The following is a 17076-nucleotide window of genomic DNA, read 5'->3' on the forward strand; positions in this document are numbered from 1 at the left end:
TGAGATGGTGAAATGTGAGTGTTCACACAGATTGTCTGATGAAAGAAGAAATGAGCAGCGTCTGCGAAGAAGACTCGATGTCCCCTTCGTCTAGAGGCCTAGGACACCGCCCTTTCACGGCGGTAACAGGGGTTCGAATCCCCTAGGGGACGCCATATTGCTCAGGCCCTGGGTGAAAGGCAGTGCCATACAGTATTGTTAAGCGTGACTTGCGAGTCGGTTTAGCAATATTTGCTCTTTAACAATCTGGAACAAGCTGAAAATTTGAAACAATCAGTATGGTCATTCATGACGATATTGATGAGTCTCTCAACACACTCCGACCTGAAGACACCTTCGGGTTGTGAGGTTAAGCGACTAAGCGTACACGGTGGATGCCTAGGCAGCCACAGGCGATGAAGGACGTGCTAATCTGCGAAAAGCGCCGGTGAGCTGATATGAAGCGTTATCAGCCGGCGATGTCCGAATGGGGAAACCCGGTGCAATCCGTTGCACCATCATTCACTGAATCCATAGGTGAATGAGGCGAACCGGGGGAACTGAAACATCTCAGTACCCCGAGGAAAAGAAATCAACCGAGATTCCCCCAGTAGCGGCGAGCGAACGGGGAGCAGCCCAGAGCCATCATCATTGTCAGCGCCAGGAGAACGGTCTGGAAAGGCCGGCAGTAAAGGGTGAAAGCCCCGTATCCGAAGGTGTTGGCAGTGTGAGCTCGATGAGTAGGGCGGGACACGTGGTATCCTGTCTGAACATGGGGGGACCATCCTCCAAGGCTAAATACTCCTGACTGACCGATAGTGAACCAGTACCGTGAGGGAAAGGCGAAAAGAACCCCGGCGAGGGGAGTGAAAGAGAACCTGAAACCGTGTACGTACAAGCAGTGGGAGCACCCTTTGGGGTGTGACTGCGTACCTTTTGTATAATGGGTCAGCGACTTATATTCTGTAGCAAGGTTAACCGCATAGGGGAGCCGCAGGGAAACCGAGTCTTAACTGGGCGTTAAGTTGCAGGGTATAGACCCGAAACCCGGTGATCTAGCCATGGGCAGGTTGAAGGTTGGGTAACACTAACTGGAGGACCGAACCGACTAATGTTGAAAAATTAGCGGATGACTTGTGGCTGGGGGTGAAAGGCCAATCAAACCGGGAGATAGCTGGTTCTCCCCGAAAGCTATTTAGGTAGCGCCTCGTGAACTCATCTTCGGGGGTAGAGCACTGTTTCGGCTAGGGGGCCATCCCGGCTTACCAACCCGATGCAAACTGCGAATACCGAAGAATGTTATCACGGGAGACACACGGCGGGTGCTAACGTCCGTCGTGAAGAGGGAAACAACCCAGACCGCCAGCTAAGGTCCCAAAGTCATGGTTAAGTGGGAAACGAAGTGGGAAGGCTCAGACAGCCAGGATGTTGGCTTAGAAGCAGCCATCATTTAAAGAAAGCGTAATAGCTCACTGGTCGAGTCGGCCTGCGCGGAAGATGTAACGGGGCTAAACCATGCACCGAAGCTGCGGCAGCGACATTTTTATGTTGTTGGGTAGGGGAGCGTTCTGTAAGCCGTTGAAGGTTGGTCGTGAGGCTGGCTGGAGGTATCAGAAGTGCGAATGCTGACATAAGTAACGATAAAGCGGGTGAAAAACCCGCTCGCCGGAAGACCAAGGGTTCCTGTCCAACGTTAATCGGGGCAGGGTGAGTCGACCCCTAAGGCGAGGCTGAAAAGCGTAGTCGATGGGAAACAGGTGAATATTCCTGTACTCGGTGTTACTGCGAAGGGGGGACGGAGAAGGCTATGTCATCCGGGCGACGGTCGTCCCGGTTTAAGCGTGTAGGTGGGCAGTCTTGGTAAATCCGGATTGCTGATAACACTGAGGCGTGACGACGAGGCACTACGGTGCTGAAGTGACAGATGCCCTGCTTCCAGGAAAAGCCTCTAAGCACCAGGTAACATTGAATCGTACCCCAAACCGACACAGGTGGTCAGGTAGAGAATACTCAGGCGCTTGAGAGAACTCGGGTGAAGGAACTAGGCAAAATGGTGCCGTAACTTCGGGAGAAGGCACGCCGGCACTAGGTGAAGTGACTTGCTCACGGAGCCGAAGCCGGCCGCAGATACCAGCTGGCTGCAACTGTTTAATAAAAACACAGCACTGTGCAAACACGAAAGTGGACGTATACGGTGTGACGCCTGCCCGGTGCTGGAAGGTTAATTGATGGGGTTAGCGGTAACGCGACGCTCTTGATCGAAGCCCCAGTAAACGGCGGCCGTAACTATAACGGTCCTAAGGTAGCGAAATTCCTTGTCGGGTAAGTTCCGACCTGCACGAATGGCGTAATGATGGCCAGGCTGTCTCCACCCGAGACTCAGTGAAATTGAACTCGCTGTGAAGATGCAGTGTACCCGCGGCAAGACGGAAAGACCCCGTGAACCTTTACTATAGCTTGACACTGAACCTTGAGCCTTGATGTGTAGGATAGGTGGGAGGCTGTGAAGTGCGGACGCCAGTCTGCACGGAGCCATCCTTGAAATACCACCCTTGAATGTTTGATGTTCTAACGTGGGCCCGTTATCCGGGCTGCGGACAGTGTCTGGCGGGTAGTTTGACTGGGGCGGTCTCCTCCCAAAGCGTAACGGAGGAGCACGAAGGTTGGCTAAGCATGGTCGGACATCATGCGGTTAGTGCAATGGCATAAGCCAGCTTGACTGCGAGCGTGCCGGCGCGAGCAGGTGCGAAAGCAGGTCATAGTGATCCGGTGGTTCTGAATGGAAGGGCCATCGCTCAACGGATAAAAGGTACTCCGGGGATAACAGGCTGATACCGCCCAAGAGTTCATATCGACGGCGGTGTTTGGCACCTCGATGTCGGCTCATCACATCCTGGGGCTGAAGTAGGTCCCAAGGGTACGGCTGTTCGCCGTTTAAAGTGGTACGCGAGCTGGGTTTAGAACGTCGTGAGACAGTTCGGTCCCTATCTGCCGTGGGCGCTGGAAGATTGAAAGGGGCTGCTCCTAGTACGAGAGGACCGGAGTGGACGCACCACTGGTGTTCGGGTTGTCATGCCAATGGCACTGCCCGGTAGCTAAGTGCGGAAGAGATAACCGCTGAAAGCATCTAAGCGGGAAACTTGCCTTGAGATGAGTCTTCCCTTGTCCCTTTGAGGGCACTAAAGGAACGTTCGAGACGAGGACGTGGATAGGCCGGGTGTGTAAGCGTCGCGAGACGTTGAGCTAACCGGTACTAATGACCCGTGCGGCTTAACCTGACAACACCGAAGGTGTTTTGGGGTGATTTTGGGAGAAAGACGAAAAGTTTCAGATGAAAGAATGTCACAGCTTGTTCGGGATTGAAAACAGGATTTGTCTGGCGGCAATAGCGCGGTGGTCCCACCTGACCCCATGCCGAACTCAGCAGTGAAACACCGTTGCGCCGATGGTAGTGTGGGGCCTCCCCATGCGAGAGTAGGGCACTGCCAGACATTATTTTATAAGTGTTGCCCGATTGGCAACACTTTTTATTTTTAGCATTTGCTGATATGGCTCAGTTGGTAGAGCACACCCTTGGTAAGGGTGAGGTCCCCAGTTCGAATCTGGGTATCAGCACCATGAATAATATGTTCGGCAAATAAAACAGAATTTGCTTGGCGGCAATAGCGCGGTGGTCCCACCTGACCCCATGCCGAACTCAGTAGTGAAACACCGTAGCGCCGATGGTAGTGTGGGGTCTCCCCATGTGAGAGTAGGGAACTGCCAAGCTTTAATACCCAGTCAAAAGGCCACTCATATGAGTGGCCTTTTGCATTTCTAGTTATTTTTTATTTCTATCAACAGATTGGAATGACTTACTTTTCTTTCAAACTTACCTTTCAAATATAGAGTCTGATAGACTACGACTTAAATTACCTATTGAGCTTGAAGTGAATGTCTGTTTGTCAATCTACCCAACTAAAAGCGTTCAACACATTTGGCATTTCAGCCTGCGCCGATCATATCGGTATAGCCACCTCTATTGAATCTCTTCTGACCTTATGGCAAGAAGCAATGGAAAAGGATCATCCTATTTTATTGTTGGGAGGAGGAAGTAACGTTCTTTTCACCGAAAATTTTAAAGGTACTGTGATTCTAAACCGCATTCTTGGTATTAATATACAAGAGTCTGATACAGCCTGGCATGTTCATGCTGGCGCAGGTGAAAATTGGCATGAATTGATTACGTATTTATTTAATCAACAGATCTATGGCTTAGAAAATTTAGCCTTGATCCCCGGCAATGTTGGTTCTGCTCCAATCCAAAATATTGGTGCATATGGAATTGAATTTAAACAAGTCTGTGAGTATGTGGATTTTGTTGAACTGAAAACAGGTAATTCAATGCGTTTGACGGCGAATGAGTGCCAGTTTGCTTATAGGGATAGCATTTTTAAACATCAGTATAAAGATGATTATGTTATCACAGCAGTCGGTTTACGCTTGAATAAAAAATGGGAACCCATCTTAACTTATGGTGCCTTAGCCCAGTTCTCGCGAGAAAAGGTCACACCAAAACAAATATTCGATACAGTGTGTGAGATGCGCCAGAATAAATTACCCGATCCTGCGCTGATGGGTAATGCTGGAAGTTTCTTTAAAAACCCTATTGTATCGATCGAGTTAGCATACAGAATTAAATCTGAATACCCTGACTGTCCTCAATATCCTCATGATGAGCATAACATAAAGATTGCAGCGGGTTGGCTTATCGAACAATGCCAATTGAAGGGTTATGTTATTGGTGGAGCCGCTGTACACACGAAACAAGCATTGGTATTGATTAATAAAGATAATGCAACAGGACAAGATATCATTGCCTTGGCTGCTTATGTGCGTAACAAGGTCGCAGAAAAATTTAATATCTTCTTAGAGCCTGAAGTACGCTTCATTGGCAGTGAAGGTGAGATAGACGCAGTGGAATGTATTTCATGAAAGATATTAGTATCCCATTAAAATTAATTAGAGTGTTATCTGATGGTAAAATTCATTCAGGCCAGCAACTTGGTCAAGAATTGGGAATGAGCCGTGCAGGAATCAATAAACATATTCAAACTATTCGTGAATGGGGAGTCGAGATTCTAACTCTCTCAGGTAAAGGTTACCGTTTTCCTGCTCCAATGAATCTGCTGGATAAAGAGCTTATTGAAAATTATCTCCCCAATGATCATATTGAAGTTATACCTGTCATTGACTCCACAAATCAATATATTCTGGAGAAGTTAGCAGAACTCAATTCAGGAGATGCCTGTGTTGCTGAATATCAGTATGCAGGCAGAGGGCGTCGCGGTAGGAAGTGGGTTTCTGCGTTTGGTCGAAATTTATATCTATCCATGTATTGGCGTTTGGAACAAGGGCCCGCAGCAGCGATAGGTTTAAGTTTAGTCGTTGGTATCGTCATTGCAGAAGTTCTTAACCGTCAGGGAGCAGAAAGAGTAAAAGTAAAATGGCCAAATGATCTATATTTGGATGATAAAAAATTGGCTGGAATATTGGTTGAATTGACGGGAAAAACGGGGGATGCAGCCCATGTTGTGATCGGAATAGGTATGAATATTTCGATGAGTAGCGATCAACAGACATCAATTAACCAAAATTGGACTAATTTACAGCAATCAGGAACGGTTATTGAACGGAATAAATTGGTTGCTGAAATCGTGGTAGAACTTAAAGAAGCATTAATTCAATTTGAAAACGAAGGATTAGCTTCTTTCATTCCTCGTTGGTTTGAATTAGATAATTTTATTAATCGTCCGGTGAAATTAATTATTGGTGATCAAGAGATTTATGGAATAGCCCGTGGAATAGATCAACAAGGAGCTCTGTTACTTGATATTAATGGCGTTGTTACGCCTTATATTGGTGGCGAAATATCCTTGAGAGGCTGTTGAATACAAAGCCGGAAATATTTCCGGCTTCTGTTTTATTTCCTTAATCTGACGCTTTCAATTGTGTGATTGATTCCTTTCGTCATAATCAAGCTAGCCCGTTCTCTCGTTGGTAAGATGTTTTGCTGTAAGTTTAAGCCGTTAATTTCCCGCCAAATGCTTGATGCCACTTTTATCGCTTCTTCTGTCGTTAGCTTAGAATAATTATGGAAGTAAGAATCAGGATCGGAAAAAGCACCTTGTCGAAACTTGAGAAAACGACTGACATACCATTGTTCGAGTAATTCTTCTGATGCATCAACATAAATAGAAAAATCAACGAAATCAGAAACAAATACATGATGTGGTTCATGTGGGTAATCCATGCCACTTTGTAATACGTTTAAACCTTCAAGGATAAGAATGTCTGGCTTTTCGATAATAAGTTGTTCATTAGGAACAATGTCATAGCTCAGGTGAGAATATACTGGTGCAGTAACTTTTTCGGCACCTGATTTGATGTCAGCGACGAATTTAACCAAGCTACGCATATCATAGGATTCAGGAAACCCCTTTTTTTTCATTAAACCACGTTCATTTAATACATTATTGGAGTGCAAAAAACCGTCCGTTGTCACTAACTTAACACGGCGATGTTCTGGCCAACGGCTTAGTAATGCCTGTAATAAGCGGGCAGTCGTGCTTTTCCCGACAGCAACACTGCCTGCGATACCAATAACATAAGGTATTTTTTGTTCATCTGTTCCCAGGAACTGTTCAAGAACAGCCTGTCGCCGTGAATTGGAACTAATATAAAAATTAAGTAGACGTGACAATGGAAGATAGATCTCAATTACTTCATCTATTGAGATTTCTTCATTAATCCCTTTTAAAGCAGCAACTTCTTCTTCTGTTAATGTTAAAGGCACTGAGTCACGCAATGTTGCCCAATGTTCACGTTCAAATTGTAAATATGGAGTCGTCAAAAAAGATTCTTTCTTATTCATAAGCCAACATCTGCCTGTCTATGCAGGTTGGACAGGTTGTTGAAGAACACCCGTATCCGACAAAAAATAAAGCTCATCATATAGGTTGCGTTATCGTAGGCGTAGAATTTTTTATGATCTTAGTAATTTTTTTTGATGGTAAATACAAAAATGTAAAAAAATTGTACCGTTACTGCGGCTGTTCTGGCTGCCAGTTTCTTTTTTAAAAGGAAGAAATCTAGGATAATACAAATAATTTTCAAAAAATAATTGGTGGGTGCATTTATTGACTCTTCTCGTATTAAGAGTTCATTGTCGGATATTTAAGCTTAATCTATTTAAAAAAACACCAACAGTATTGAAAATGGCTGTTTTGTGAGCGAAAGAACAAAAAAAGCAATTTTTTTGTTGCATCGTGGGCCAACTCTTCCTAGAATGCGCAGCACTTGATGCCGGCATAGCTCAGATGGTAGAGCAACTGACTTGTAATCAGTAGGTCCCGAGTTCGATTCTTGGTGCCGGCACCATTAAAAATTTGGAAAGGTGGGGTTCCCGAGCGGCCAAAGGGAGCAGACTGTAAATCTGCCGTCACAGACTTCGAAGGTTCGAATCCTTCCCCCACCACCATTAACCAGTTTTAATCTTGAGTGTTCTGCTCGAGTTATACTCTAGACAAAACACTTGAAGTACAGTATACAGCTGATTAAAGTCAGGTAGCCGAGTTCACGCGGGCATCGTATAATGGCTATTACCTCAGCCTTCCAAGCTGATGATGCGGGTTCGATTCCCGCTGCCCGCTCCAAGATGTGCTGATATAGCTCAGTTGGTAGAGCACACCCTTGGTAAGGGTGAGGTCGGCAGTTCGAATCTGCCTATCAGCACCACTTCCCCTGTCCTTGCCTCCTGATTTTCTTCCTGTAAATATCTCACAAGCAATTGCTTGGTTGATGTGGTGAAACCACCGATTCCGTGTCTTAGAGGGACAACCTAATGTCTAAAGAAAAGTTTGAACGTTCAAAACCGCACGTTAACGTTGGTACTATCGGCCACGTTGACCACGGTAAAACTACCCTGACTGCTGCAATCACCACCGTTCTGGCGAAAACCTACGGCGGTAACGCGCGTGCATTCGACCAGATCGATAACGCACCAGAAGAAAAAGCGCGTGGTATCACCATCTCCACTTCTCACGTAGAATACGATACCCCAACTCGCCACTACGCGCACGTTGACTGCCCAGGCCACGCCGACTATGTGAAAAACATGATCACCGGTGCTGCCCAGATGGACGGCGCGATCCTGGTAGTTGCTGCCACTGATGGCCCAATGCCACAGACGCGTGAGCACATCCTGCTGGGTCGTCAGGTAGGCGTTCCTTACATCATCGTGTTCCTGAACAAATGTGATATGGTTGATGATGAAGAGCTGCTGGAACTGGTTGAAATGGAAGTGCGTGAGCTGCTGTCTCAGTACGATTTCCCAGGCGACGACACCCCAATCATCCGTGGTTCTGCGCTGAAAGCGCTGGAAGGCGAAGCAGAGTGGGAAGCGAAAATCATCGAGCTGGCTGAAGCACTGGATTCTTACATCCCAGAACCAGAGCGTGACATTGACAAGCCGTTCCTGCTGCCAATCGAAGACGTATTCTCCATCTCCGGCCGTGGTACTGTAGTGACCGGTCGTGTTGAGCGCGGTATCGTTAAAGTGGGTGACGAAGTTGAAATCGTCGGTATCAAAGAGACCACCAAAACCACTTGTACCGGCGTTGAAATGTTCCGCAAACTGCTGGACGAAGGCCGTGCGGGTGAGAACGTGGGTGTTCTGCTGCGTGGTACTAAGCGTGATGACGTTGAGCGTGGTCAGGTTCTGGCGAAACCAGGTTCAATCAAGCCACACACTCAGTTCGAATCTGAAGTGTACATCCTGAGCAAAGACGAAGGTGGCCGTCATACGCCATTCTTCAAAGGTTACCGTCCACAGTTCTACTTCCGTACAACTGACGTAACCGGCACTATCGAACTGCCAGAAGGCGTAGAGATGGTGATGCCAGGTGACAACATCAACATGGTCGTTAACCTGATTGCCCCAATCGCCATGGACGAAGGTCTGCGTTTCGCAATCCGTGAAGGCGGCCGTACTGTAGGTGCGGGTGTTGTTGCTAAAGTTATTGCTTAATTTTTGATTATTAACAGATTATGAGAAAAGAGGAGCCTTGACTCCTCTTTTCTATTTTAAAGCCACCGATTACAGTGGCTTTTTTGTTATTCAATAAAATAAAAACAATAATTGAAATGAGATTTATTTCTATTTACTATTCTGGGATATCGTTTATTTTATAAGCGTGAACAATTTTGGGTATGGGAGTTTTATCCGACCTGAATAGCCATCAAGAGTGTAAATAGTCAGAAGAGTGCTTCTATGTATGTTTGTCTCTGCAATGCAATAAGCGATAAAACCATACGTAATGCTGTGCATCAGCAACATATTCGTTCTATCAGAGAGTTAAGGAACTTTGTTCCTGTAGGAAACGACTGTGGAAAATGCATACGTCAAGCACGTGAAATAATGAATGAGGAGATTGCTCAGCTACCTCCAATAAATAATGTTGCCTAAAATAAATACAATTTTCTTGCAATTACTCTGCTAAATTAGTACTACACTGTAGTGACTGGAAGCGGAGGAATTTGCTATGAAAGGTGATAAAAAAATAATTGCACATTTGAATAAACTTCTTGGTAATGAGCTTGTCGCCATCAATCAATATTTCTTGCATGCCCGAATGTTTAAAAACTGGGGATTGATGCGCCTAAATGAAGTCGAGTATCACGAATCCATTGATGAGATGAAGCATGCGGATAAGTTTATCGAGCGCATTCTTTTTCTGGAAGGGGTGCCAAATTTACAAGACTTAGGCAAACTTAATATCGGAGAAGATGTAGAAGAAATGCTGAGATCTGATCTGGAATTAGAATTACGTGGTACAAAAGATCTCAGAGAAGCAATCGCATATGCTGATTCAGTTCATGATTATGTCAGTAGAGACTTGATGATAGAGGTACTTTCTGATGAAGAAAATCATATCGATTGGTTGGAAACTCAACTTGAACTGATAACTAGAATTGGAATACAGAATTATATTCAATCTCAGCTTAGCGAAGAAGAATAACTATAATTTTGCCGCCCTATAATTTGATGTATATAGGGCGCTTTCTTTCCATTTCCCTTTCTTCTATGTACTTTTTTGCATAGATTTCGCTCTTAATCTTGCTTTGTGGGTAAATTCACGTATAATGCGCGAGCTTACCTACACAGAGTAGGTCTGATTTATGATCAGTAATGAGTGGTGAATTACCGCCATTTAAAATACTCCCGATATGGGGGTTATACATAGAACGATTACACTCCCCTATCAATCGAAATGGGTGCGAGGAGTAATCATTTACGTTTATAAAATAGTTGGAGCTCTGGTCTCATGCAGAACCAAAGAATCCGTATCCGCCTGAAAGCATTTGATCATCGTTTGATCGATCAATCAACTGCGGAAATCGTAGAGACTGCGAAACGCACTGGTGCGCAAGTTCGTGGTCCGATCCCGCTGCCGACTCGTAAAGAGCGTTTTACCGTTCTGATTTCTCCGCACGTTAACAAAGACGCGCGTGATCAGTACGAAATTCGCACTCACAAACGTCTGGTTGACATCGTTGAGCCAACCGAGAAAACCGTTGATGCTCTGATGCGTCTGGATCTGGCTGCCGGTGTAGACGTGCAGATCAGCCTGGGTTAATCAGGTCATTGAACGATTGAGAGGTTGAAACAATGATTGGTTTAGTCGGTAAAAAAGTGGGTATGACTCGCATCTTCACGGAAGATGGTGTTTCAATCCCTGTAACTGTTATCGAAATCGAAAATAACCGTGTAACTCAAGTTAAAAGCAAAGAGACTGACGGTTATCGTGCAATTCAGGTAACGACTGGTAGCAAAAAAGCTAGCCGCGTTAATAAACCTGAAGCAGGTCATTTCGCTAAAGCTGGCGTAGAAGCTGGCCGCATCCTGCGTGAATTCCGTTTGTCAGAAAACGATGCAGAGTTCACTGTAGGTCAAAGCATTAGTGTTGAAATTTTCGCTGACGTTAAAAAAGTCGACGTTACTGGTACATCTAAAGGTAAAGGTTTCGCGGGTACTGTTAAACGCTGGAACTTCCGTACTCAGGATGCTACCCATGGTAACTCCTTGTCTCACCGTGTTCCGGGTTCTATCGGTCAGAACCAGACTCCGGGCAAGGTGTTCAAAGGCAAGAAAATGGCAGGCCAACTGGGTAATGAGCGTGTAACCGTTCAGAGCCTAGATGTAGTACGTGTTGACGCTGAGCGTAACCTGCTGCTGGTCAAAGGTGCTGTTCCAGGTGCAACGAACAGTAACCTGATCGTAAAACCGGCTGTCAAGGCGTAACGTCGAGGAGATAGGAATGGAATTGGTAATGAAAGACGCGCAAAGCGCGCTGACTGTTTCCGAAACTACCTTCGGGCGTGATTTCAATGAAGCGCTTGTGCATCAAGTAGTTGTTGCGTATGCAGCTGGTGCTCGTCAAGGTACTCGTGCTCAGAAAACTCGTGCTGAAGTTTCTGGTTCAGGTAAAAAACCATGGCGTCAAAAAGGTACTGGCCGTGCGCGTTCTGGTTCTATTAAGAGTCCAATTTGGCGCTCTGGTGGTGTAACTTTCGCAGCGAAACCACAGGACCACAGTCAAAAAGTTAATAAAAAGATGTACCGTGGTGCTCTGAAAAGCATCTTGTCTGAACTGGTACGTCAAGATCGTCTGATCGTTGTCGAGAAGTTCTCTGTTGAAGCACCTAAAACTAAGTTGCTGGTACAGAAACTGAAAGAAATGGCTCTGGAAGACGTGCTGATCGTCACTGGCGAAGTTGATGAGAACCTGTTCTTAGCAGCTCGTAACCTGTACAAGGTTGACGTTCGTGATGCAGCTGGTATCGATCCAGTAAGCCTGATCGCCTTCGACAAAGTGGTTATGACTGCTGAAGCTGTGAAGCAAGTTGAGGAGATGCTGGCATGATCCGTGAAGAACGTCTGCTGAAAGTACTGCGCGCGCCGCACGTATCTGAAAAAGCTTCTACAGCGATGGAAAAAAACAACACCATCGTTCTCAAAGTTGCGAAAGACGCGACTAAAGCAGAGATCAAAGCTGCCGTACAGAAACTGTTCGAAGTTGAAGTTGAGGGTGTAAACACTTTGCTGGTTAAAGGTAAAGTTAAACGCCACGGTCAGCGTATTGGTCGTCGTAGCGACTGGAAAAAAGCTTACGTCACCCTGAAAGAAGGCCAGAATTTGGACTTCGTTGGCGGCGCTGAGTAAGTCGGAGGAGTAAAGAACAATGGCAATTGTTAAATGTAAACCTACGTCTCCGGGCCGTCGCCACGTTGTTAAAGTGGTTAACCCTGAGCTGCATAAGGGTAAGCCTTATGCTCCGTTGTTGGAAAAAAACAGCAAAACTGGTGGTCGTAACAACAATGGTCGTATTACCACTCGTCACATCGGTGGCGGCCATAAGCAGCACTATCGTCTGATTGACTTCAAACGTAATAAAGATGGTATCCCTGCTGTTGTTGAACGTCTGGAATATGATCCAAACCGTTCAGCAAACATCGCACTGGTTCTGTACAAAGACGGTGAGCGTCGTTACATCCTTGCGCCTAAAGGCCTGAAAGCGGGTGATCAAATCCAGTCTGGTGCTGATTCAGCAATCAAGACCGGTAACACTCTGCCAATGCGTAATATCCCGGTTGGTTCTACTGTTCACAACATAGAAATGAAACCAGGTAAAGGCGGCCAGTTGGCTCGTTCAGCAGGTGCTTATGCTCAGATCGTTGCACGTGACGGTTCTTATGTAACCCTGCGTCTGCGCTCTGGTGAAATGCGTAAAGTACTGTCTGACTGCCGTGCTACTTTAGGTGAAGTTGGTAACGCAGAACACATGCTGCGCGTTCTGGGTAAAGCTGGTGCAAGCCGCTGGCGTGGTATCCGTCCTACCGTTCGTGGTACGGCGATGAACCCAGTAGACCACCCACATGGTGGTGGTGAAGGTCGTAACTTTGGTAAACATCCTGTAACTCCATGGGGCGTTCAGACTAAAGGTAAGAAGACCCGTAGCAACAAACGTACTGATCAATATATCGTACGTCGTCGTTCTAAAAAATAATTAGAGGATAAACCATGCCACGTTCTCTCAAGAAAGGTCCATTTATTGACCTGCACTTGCTGAAGAAGGTAGAGAAAGCGGTGGAAAGCGGAGACAAAAAGCCTATTAAGACTTGGTCCCGTCGTTCAACGATCTTTCCTAACATGATCGGTTTGACCATCGCTGTCCATAATGGTCGTCAGCATGTTCCAGTTTTTGTTTCCGACGAAATGGTTGGTCACAAACTGGGTGAATTCGCGCCGACCCGTACTTATCGCGGCCATGCGGCCGATAAAAAGGCCAAAAAGCGCTAAGGTAGGAGGAAGAGATGGAAACTATCGCTAAACATCGCCACGCTCGTTCTTCTGCTCAGAAGGTTCGCCTTGTGGCTGACCTGATCCGCGGTAAGAAAGTGTCGCAAGCTCTGGAAACTCTGACCTACACCAACAAGAAAGCTGCTGGTTTAGTGAAGAAAGTACTTGAGTCTGCTATTGCTAACGCAGAACACAACGATGGCGCTGACATCGATGATCTGAAAGTCACGAAAATTTTCGTAGACGAAGGCCCAACTATGAAGCGTATTATGCCTCGTGCCAAAGGCCGCGCAGATCGTATCTTGAAGCGCACCAGCCACATCACTGTGGTTGTGTCCGATCGCTGAGACTCTGGAGACTAGCAATGGGTCAGAAAGTACATCCTAATGGTATTCGTCTGGGGATTGTCAAACCTTGGAACTCTACCTGGTATGCGAATACCAAAGAATTCGCTGACAACCTGGACAGCGACTTTAAAGTTCGCCAGTACTTGAACAAAGAACTGGTTAAAGCATCTATTTCACGTATTGTTATCGAACGTCCTGCGAAAAGCATCCGTGTGACTATTCACACTGCTCGCCCAGGCATTGTAATCGGTAAAAAAGGTGAAGACGTTGAAAAACTGCGTAAGGCTGTAGCGGATATCGCTGGCGTTCCTGCGCAGATTAATATTGCCGAAGTGCGTAAACCTGAACTGGACGCAAAACTGGTTGCTGACAGCATCAGCTCACAGCTGGAACGTCGTGTTATGTTCCGCCGTGCGATGAAACGTGCTGTACAGAACGCTATGCGTCTGGGCGCTAAAGGTATCAAAGTGGAAGTCAGCGGCCGTCTGGGCGGTGCTGAAATCGCGCGTACTGAGTGGTATCGTGAAGGTCGTGTACCTCTGCATACTCTGCGTGCGGACATCGACTACAATACTTCTGAAGCGCACACCACTTATGGTGTAATCGGCGTTAAGGTATGGATCTTCAAAGGTGAGATCCTGGGTGGTATGGCTGCAGTTGAACAGGCGGAAAAACCGGCTGCTCAACCTAAAAAGCAGCAGCGTAAAGGCCGCAAGTAAGGAGAGTCGCTGATGTTACAACCAAAGCGTACGAAATTCCGTAAAGTGCACAAAGGCCGCAACCGTGGTCTGGCTGCAGGTGCGGATGTTAGCTTCGGCACTTTCGGTCTGAAAGCTGTGGGCCGTGGTCGTCTGACTGCACGTCAGATTGAAGCGGCACGTCGTGCTATGACCCGTGCAATTAAGCGTCAAGGTAAAATCTGGATCCGTGTGTTCCCAGACAAACCTATCACCGAAAAGCCACTCGAAGTGCGTATGGGTAAAGGTAAAGGTAACGTAGAATATTGGGTTGCCTTGATCCAGCCCGGTAAAGTCCTGTATGAAATGGACGGTGTGCCTGAAGAGCTGGCTCGTGAAGCATTCAAGCTGGCAGCAGCGAAACTGCCTATCAAAACCACCTTTGTAACTAAGACGGTGATGTAATGAAAGCACAAGAGCTGCGCGAAAAAAGCGTTGAAGAGCTGAACACTGAGCTGCTGAACCTGTTACGTGAACAATTCAATTTGCGTATGCAGGCGGCAAGTGGCCAGCTGCAACAGTCTCACCTGTTGAAACAAGTGCGTCGTAATATTGCACGCGTTAAGACTTTACTGACTGAGAAGGCGGGTGCGTAATGACCGATAAAATCCGTACTCTGCAAGGTCGTGTTATTAGCGACAAAATGGAAAAATCCATTGTTGTTGCTATTGAGCGTAAGGTGAAACACCCATTGTATGGTAAGTTCATCAAACGTACGACTAAACTGCACGTACATGACGAGAACAATGAATGTGGAATTGGTGATGTAGTGGAAATCCGCGAAACCCGTCCACTGTCTAAGACTAAATCTTGGACTTTAGTTCGCGTTGTAGAAAAAGCGGTTCTATAATAGATCGCTTATCGTACGAAATAAACGGCCCAAAAAATAACGGGGCCGTTTATTTTTCTGTCCATCGCGAAGATGTGGTGTTATAATGCCGCGCCCTCGTAGTATGGGATATTGAAACGGCCTCTTTAAAAATAAAGTGGCTCAGTAGTAGTTGACATTTAGCGGAGCACTAAAATGATCCAAGAACAGACTATGCTGAACGTGGCCGACAACTCCGGTGCACGTCGCGTAATGTGTATCAAGGTTCTAGGTGGCTCGCACCGTCGCTACGCACATGTCGGTGACATTATCAAAATCACTATCAAGGAAGCAATTCCTCGTGGCAAAGTGAAAAAAGGTGATGTCCTGAAAGCGGTAGTGGTGCGCACCAAGAAGGGTGTTCGTCGCCCGGACGGTTCTGTCATTCGCTTCGATAGCAACGCTTGTGTATTGTTGAATAACAATAGTGAGCAAGTTATCGGTACGCGTATTTTTGGGCCGGTAACTCGTGAACTTCGTAATGAAAAGTTCATGAAAATTATCTCTCTGGCACCTGAAGTACTCTAAGGAGCAGGAAATGGCAGCGAAAATCCGTCGTGATGACGAAATTATCGTGCTGACCGGTAAAGACAAAGGTAAGCGCGGTAAAGTAAAACAGGTTCTTTCTTCTGGTAAAGTCATTGTTGAAGGCATCAACCTGGTTAAAAAACATCAGAAGCCAGTTCCGGCTCTGAACCAACCAGGTGGCATCGTTGAAAAAGAAGCAGCTATCAATGTTTCTAACGTTGCAATCTTTAACGCAGCAACTGGCAAGGCTGACCGTGTAGGTTTTAGATTCGAAGACGGCAAAAAAGTACGTTTCTTCAAATCTAACAACGAAACTATCAAGTAATTTGGAGTATACGATGGCGAAACTGCATGATTACTACAAAGACGAGGTAGTCCAGAAACTGATGACTCAGTTCGGTTACCATTCTGTCATGCAAGTCCCTCGGGTCGAGAAGATCACCCTGAACATGGGTGTTGGTGAAGCGATCGCTGACAAAAAACTGCTGGATAACGCAGCAGCTGACTTGGCAGCAATCTCTGGTCAGAAGCCATTGATCACCAAAGCACGCAAATCAGTTGCAGGCTTCAAAATCCGTCAGGGCTATCCAATCGGCTGTAAAGTAACCCTGCGTGGAAAACGCATGTGGGAGTTCTTTGAGCGCCTGATTTCTATTGCTGTACCACGTATCCGTGACTTCCGTGGTTTGTCCGCTAAATCATTCGATGGTCGTGGTAACTACAGCATGGGTGTTCGTGAGCAAATCATCTTCCCTGAAATCGATTACGATAAAGTGGATCGTGTACGTGGTTTGGATATTACTATCACCACGACTGCGAAATCTGATGATGAAGGCCGCGCACTGTTGGCTGCGTTTAACTTCCCGTTCCGCAAGTAAGGCAGGGTACTCATGGCTAAGCAATCAATGAAAGCACGTGATGTAAAACGTGCGAAATTAGCTGAGAAATTCTTCGCAAAACGCGTTGAACTGAAAGCGATCATCTCTGATGTAAACGCATCTGATGAAGACCGTTGGAATGCTGTTCTTAAGCTGCAAACACTGCCACGTGATTCCAGTCCTTGCCGTCAGCGTAACCGCTGCCGTCAAACTGGGCGTCCGCATGCATTTTTGCGGAAGTTTGGGTTGAGCCGTATTAAAGTCCGTGAAGCCGCTATGCGCGGTGAAATCCCGGGCCTTAAAAAGGCTAGCTGGTAATTGTCACCAATTGAATCACGGG

General features: G+C 46.4%; 21 protein-coding genes, 6 tRNA genes and 3 rRNA genes. 29 read left to right on the plus strand and 1 reads right to left on the minus strand.

All coding sequences use genetic code 11. The annotated features are described in order from the left end of the window. Positions 1–79 precede the first annotated feature (79 nt). From XDD1_RS01260 to birA, 7 genes are all read left to right on the plus strand, one after another. Positions 80–155, plus strand: a tRNA-Glu gene (locus XDD1_RS01260). Positions 156–347: 192 nt separating this feature from the next. Beyond that, positions 348–3257, plus strand: a 23S ribosomal RNA gene (locus XDD1_RS01265). A 97-nt stretch (positions 3258–3354) separates the two neighbouring features. Continuing rightward, positions 3355–3470: ribosomal RNA gene (rrf, locus tag XDD1_RS01270) — 5S ribosomal RNA — on the plus strand. A gap of 51 nt (positions 3471–3521) precedes the next feature. After that, positions 3522–3597, plus strand: a tRNA-Thr gene (locus tag XDD1_RS01275). A gap of 34 nt (positions 3598–3631) precedes the next feature. Next, a 5S ribosomal RNA gene (gene rrf / locus XDD1_RS01280) occupies positions 3632–3747 on the plus strand. Between the two features lie 165 nt (positions 3748–3912). Next, the gene (gene murB, locus XDD1_RS01285) at positions 3913–4953 is read left to right on the plus strand and encodes a UDP-N-acetylmuramate dehydrogenase (protein WP_045968032.1); all 1041 of its coding nucleotides are present in this window, start codon (positions 3913–3915) and stop codon (positions 4951–4953) included. Next, the gene (gene birA, locus XDD1_RS01290; RefSeq protein WP_045968034.1) at positions 4950–5909 is read left to right on the plus strand and encodes a bifunctional biotin--[acetyl-CoA-carboxylase] ligase/biotin operon repressor BirA; all 960 of its coding nucleotides are present in this window, start codon (positions 4950–4952) and stop codon (positions 5907–5909) included. Before murB ends, birA begins: the two co-directional genes overlap by 4 nt. Before the next feature lie 32 nt (positions 5910–5941). Here birA and coaA read toward each other — a convergent pair whose 3' ends face one another. Next, positions 5942–6892, minus strand: coding sequence for a type I pantothenate kinase (gene coaA, locus XDD1_RS01295; protein WP_045968036.1), 951 nt, complete (start codon positions 6890–6892; stop codon positions 5942–5944). A 430-nt stretch (positions 6893–7322) separates the two neighbouring features. Here coaA and XDD1_RS01300 point away from each other — a divergent pair. The 22 genes from XDD1_RS01300 to rpsN all read left to right on the plus strand — a co-directional run bounded on the left by XDD1_RS01300 (position 7323) and on the right by rpsN (position 17054). Then, positions 7323–7398, plus strand: a tRNA-Thr gene (locus tag XDD1_RS01300). A gap of 15 nt (positions 7399–7413) precedes the next feature. Beyond that, positions 7414–7498: transfer RNA gene (locus XDD1_RS01305), tRNA-Tyr, on the plus strand. 100 nt (positions 7499–7598) lie between these two features. Then, a tRNA-Gly gene (locus XDD1_RS01310) sits at positions 7599–7673 on the plus strand. Between the two features lie 6 nt (positions 7674–7679). Next, positions 7680–7755 (plus strand) — tRNA-Thr (locus tag XDD1_RS01315). 106 nt (positions 7756–7861) lie between these two features. Next, entirely contained in the window at positions 7862–9046 is a 1185-nt protein-coding gene (tuf, locus tag XDD1_RS01320; protein ID WP_045968037.1) for an elongation factor Tu, read from the plus strand. Between the two features lie 243 nt (positions 9047–9289). After that, positions 9290–9484: a bacterioferritin-associated ferredoxin gene (gene bfd, locus XDD1_RS18705; RefSeq protein ID WP_071827233.1), complete on the plus strand. Its 195-nt coding sequence runs from the start codon at positions 9290–9292 to the stop codon at positions 9482–9484. A 76-nt stretch (positions 9485–9560) separates the two neighbouring features. Continuing rightward, positions 9561–10037, plus strand: coding sequence for a bacterioferritin (gene bfr / locus XDD1_RS01325; RefSeq protein ID WP_045968039.1), 477 nt, complete (start codon positions 9561–9563; stop codon positions 10035–10037). Positions 10038–10343: 306 nt separating this feature from the next. Further along, on the plus strand, positions 10344–10655 hold the full coding sequence (rpsJ, locus tag XDD1_RS01330; RefSeq protein WP_001181005.1) for a 30S ribosomal protein S10: 312 nt from the start codon (positions 10344–10346) through the stop codon (positions 10653–10655). 32 nt (positions 10656–10687) lie between these two features. Then, positions 10688–11320 (plus strand): 50S ribosomal protein L3, encoded by a 633-nt coding sequence (rplC, locus tag XDD1_RS01335; RefSeq protein ID WP_045968041.1) that lies wholly within the window; start codon positions 10688–10690, stop codon positions 11318–11320. Positions 11321–11336: 16 nt separating this feature from the next. Continuing rightward, a complete protein-coding gene (gene rplD / locus XDD1_RS01340) occupies positions 11337–11942 on the plus strand; it encodes a 50S ribosomal protein L4 (protein WP_045968043.1) in 606 nt (201 codons plus the stop codon). Further along, on the plus strand, positions 11939–12241 hold the full coding sequence (gene rplW / locus XDD1_RS01345) for a 50S ribosomal protein L23 (protein ID WP_045968045.1): 303 nt from the start codon (positions 11939–11941) through the stop codon (positions 12239–12241). The genes rplD and rplW overlap by 4 nt, the downstream gene beginning before the upstream one ends. Before the next feature lie 19 nt (positions 12242–12260). Further along, complete coding sequence (gene rplB, locus XDD1_RS01350) at positions 12261–13085, plus strand: 50S ribosomal protein L2 (RefSeq protein ID WP_045968047.1); 825 nt, start codon at positions 12261–12263, stop codon at positions 13083–13085. Positions 13086–13099: 14 nt separating this feature from the next. Beyond that, entirely contained in the window at positions 13100–13378 is a 279-nt protein-coding gene (rpsS, locus tag XDD1_RS01355; protein ID WP_011148791.1) for a 30S ribosomal protein S19, read from the plus strand. A gap of 14 nt (positions 13379–13392) precedes the next feature. Further along, positions 13393–13725, plus strand: coding sequence for a 50S ribosomal protein L22 (rplV, locus tag XDD1_RS01360; protein ID WP_010847481.1), 333 nt, complete (start codon positions 13393–13395; stop codon positions 13723–13725). Positions 13726–13742: 17 nt separating this feature from the next. Further along, positions 13743–14444 carry a 30S ribosomal protein S3 gene (rpsC, locus tag XDD1_RS01365; protein WP_010847482.1) on the plus strand — a complete coding sequence of 234 codons (702 nt, stop codon included), beginning with the start codon at positions 13743–13745 and terminating at the stop codon, positions 14442–14444. A gap of 12 nt (positions 14445–14456) precedes the next feature. Then, positions 14457–14867, plus strand: coding sequence for a 50S ribosomal protein L16 (gene rplP, locus XDD1_RS01370; protein ID WP_012990491.1), 411 nt, complete (start codon positions 14457–14459; stop codon positions 14865–14867). Continuing rightward, entirely contained in the window at positions 14867–15058 is a 192-nt protein-coding gene (gene rpmC / locus XDD1_RS01375; protein WP_010847484.1) for a 50S ribosomal protein L29, read from the plus strand. Before rplP ends, rpmC begins: the two co-directional genes overlap by 1 nt. Beyond that, a complete protein-coding gene (rpsQ, locus tag XDD1_RS01380; protein ID WP_038240484.1) occupies positions 15058–15312 on the plus strand; it encodes a 30S ribosomal protein S17 in 255 nt (84 codons plus the stop codon). The genes rpmC and rpsQ overlap by 1 nt, the downstream gene beginning before the upstream one ends. A 174-nt stretch (positions 15313–15486) precedes the next feature. Beyond that, complete coding sequence (gene rplN / locus XDD1_RS01385) at positions 15487–15858, plus strand: 50S ribosomal protein L14 (protein WP_010847486.1); 372 nt, start codon at positions 15487–15489, stop codon at positions 15856–15858. Between the two features lie 10 nt (positions 15859–15868). After that, the gene (gene rplX, locus XDD1_RS01390) at positions 15869–16183 is read left to right on the plus strand and encodes a 50S ribosomal protein L24 (RefSeq protein ID WP_045968050.1); all 315 of its coding nucleotides are present in this window, start codon (positions 15869–15871) and stop codon (positions 16181–16183) included. A gap of 13 nt (positions 16184–16196) precedes the next feature. Next, positions 16197–16736, plus strand: coding sequence for a 50S ribosomal protein L5 (gene rplE, locus XDD1_RS01395; protein ID WP_045968052.1), 540 nt, complete (start codon positions 16197–16199; stop codon positions 16734–16736). A 12-nt stretch (positions 16737–16748) separates the two neighbouring features. Beyond that, positions 16749–17054: a 30S ribosomal protein S14 gene (gene rpsN / locus XDD1_RS01400; RefSeq protein ID WP_010847489.1), complete on the plus strand. Its 306-nt coding sequence runs from the start codon at positions 16749–16751 to the stop codon at positions 17052–17054. The last annotated feature ends 22 nt before the right edge of the window (positions 17055–17076 follow it).

It is taken from the genome of Xenorhabdus doucetiae, from assembly GCF_000968195.1.
Lineage (GTDB): Bacteria > Pseudomonadota > Gammaproteobacteria > Enterobacterales > Enterobacteriaceae > Xenorhabdus > Xenorhabdus doucetiae.

Bases quoted from the DNA above. Each gene is read 5' to 3' on its own strand.
- murB (WP_045968032.1), top strand. From the start codon at position 3,913: ATGTCTGTTTGTCAATCTACCCAACTAAAAGCGTTCAACACATTTGGC.
- birA (WP_045968034.1), top strand. From the start codon at position 4,950: ATGAAAGATATTAGTATCCCATTAAAATTAATTAGAGTGTTATCTGAT.
- coaA (WP_045968036.1), bottom strand. From the start codon at position 6,892: ATGAATAAGAAAGAATCTTTTTTGACGACTCCATATTTACAATTTGAA.
- tuf (WP_045968037.1), top strand. From the start codon at position 7,862: ATGTCTAAAGAAAAGTTTGAACGTTCAAAACCGCACGTTAACGTTGGT.
- bfd (WP_071827233.1), top strand. From the start codon at position 9,290: ATGTATGTTTGTCTCTGCAATGCAATAAGCGATAAAACCATACGTAAT.
- bfr (WP_045968039.1), top strand. From the start codon at position 9,561: ATGAAAGGTGATAAAAAAATAATTGCACATTTGAATAAACTTCTTGGT.
- rpsJ (WP_001181005.1), top strand. From the start codon at position 10,344: ATGCAGAACCAAAGAATCCGTATCCGCCTGAAAGCATTTGATCATCGT.
- rplC (WP_045968041.1), top strand. From the start codon at position 10,688: ATGATTGGTTTAGTCGGTAAAAAAGTGGGTATGACTCGCATCTTCACG.
- rplD (WP_045968043.1), top strand. From the start codon at position 11,337: ATGGAATTGGTAATGAAAGACGCGCAAAGCGCGCTGACTGTTTCCGAA.
- rplW (WP_045968045.1), top strand. From the start codon at position 11,939: ATGATCCGTGAAGAACGTCTGCTGAAAGTACTGCGCGCGCCGCACGTA.
- rplB (WP_045968047.1), top strand. From the start codon at position 12,261: ATGGCAATTGTTAAATGTAAACCTACGTCTCCGGGCCGTCGCCACGTT.
- rpsS (WP_011148791.1), top strand. From the start codon at position 13,100: ATGCCACGTTCTCTCAAGAAAGGTCCATTTATTGACCTGCACTTGCTG.
- rplV (WP_010847481.1), top strand. From the start codon at position 13,393: ATGGAAACTATCGCTAAACATCGCCACGCTCGTTCTTCTGCTCAGAAG.
- rpsC (WP_010847482.1), top strand. From the start codon at position 13,743: ATGGGTCAGAAAGTACATCCTAATGGTATTCGTCTGGGGATTGTCAAA.
- rplP (WP_012990491.1), top strand. From the start codon at position 14,457: ATGTTACAACCAAAGCGTACGAAATTCCGTAAAGTGCACAAAGGCCGC.
- rpmC (WP_010847484.1), top strand. From the start codon at position 14,867: ATGAAAGCACAAGAGCTGCGCGAAAAAAGCGTTGAAGAGCTGAACACT.
- rpsQ (WP_038240484.1), top strand. From the start codon at position 15,058: ATGACCGATAAAATCCGTACTCTGCAAGGTCGTGTTATTAGCGACAAA.
- rplN (WP_010847486.1), top strand. From the start codon at position 15,487: ATGATCCAAGAACAGACTATGCTGAACGTGGCCGACAACTCCGGTGCA.
- rplX (WP_045968050.1), top strand. From the start codon at position 15,869: ATGGCAGCGAAAATCCGTCGTGATGACGAAATTATCGTGCTGACCGGT.
- rplE (WP_045968052.1), top strand. From the start codon at position 16,197: ATGGCGAAACTGCATGATTACTACAAAGACGAGGTAGTCCAGAAACTG.
- rpsN (WP_010847489.1), top strand. From the start codon at position 16,749: ATGGCTAAGCAATCAATGAAAGCACGTGATGTAAAACGTGCGAAATTA.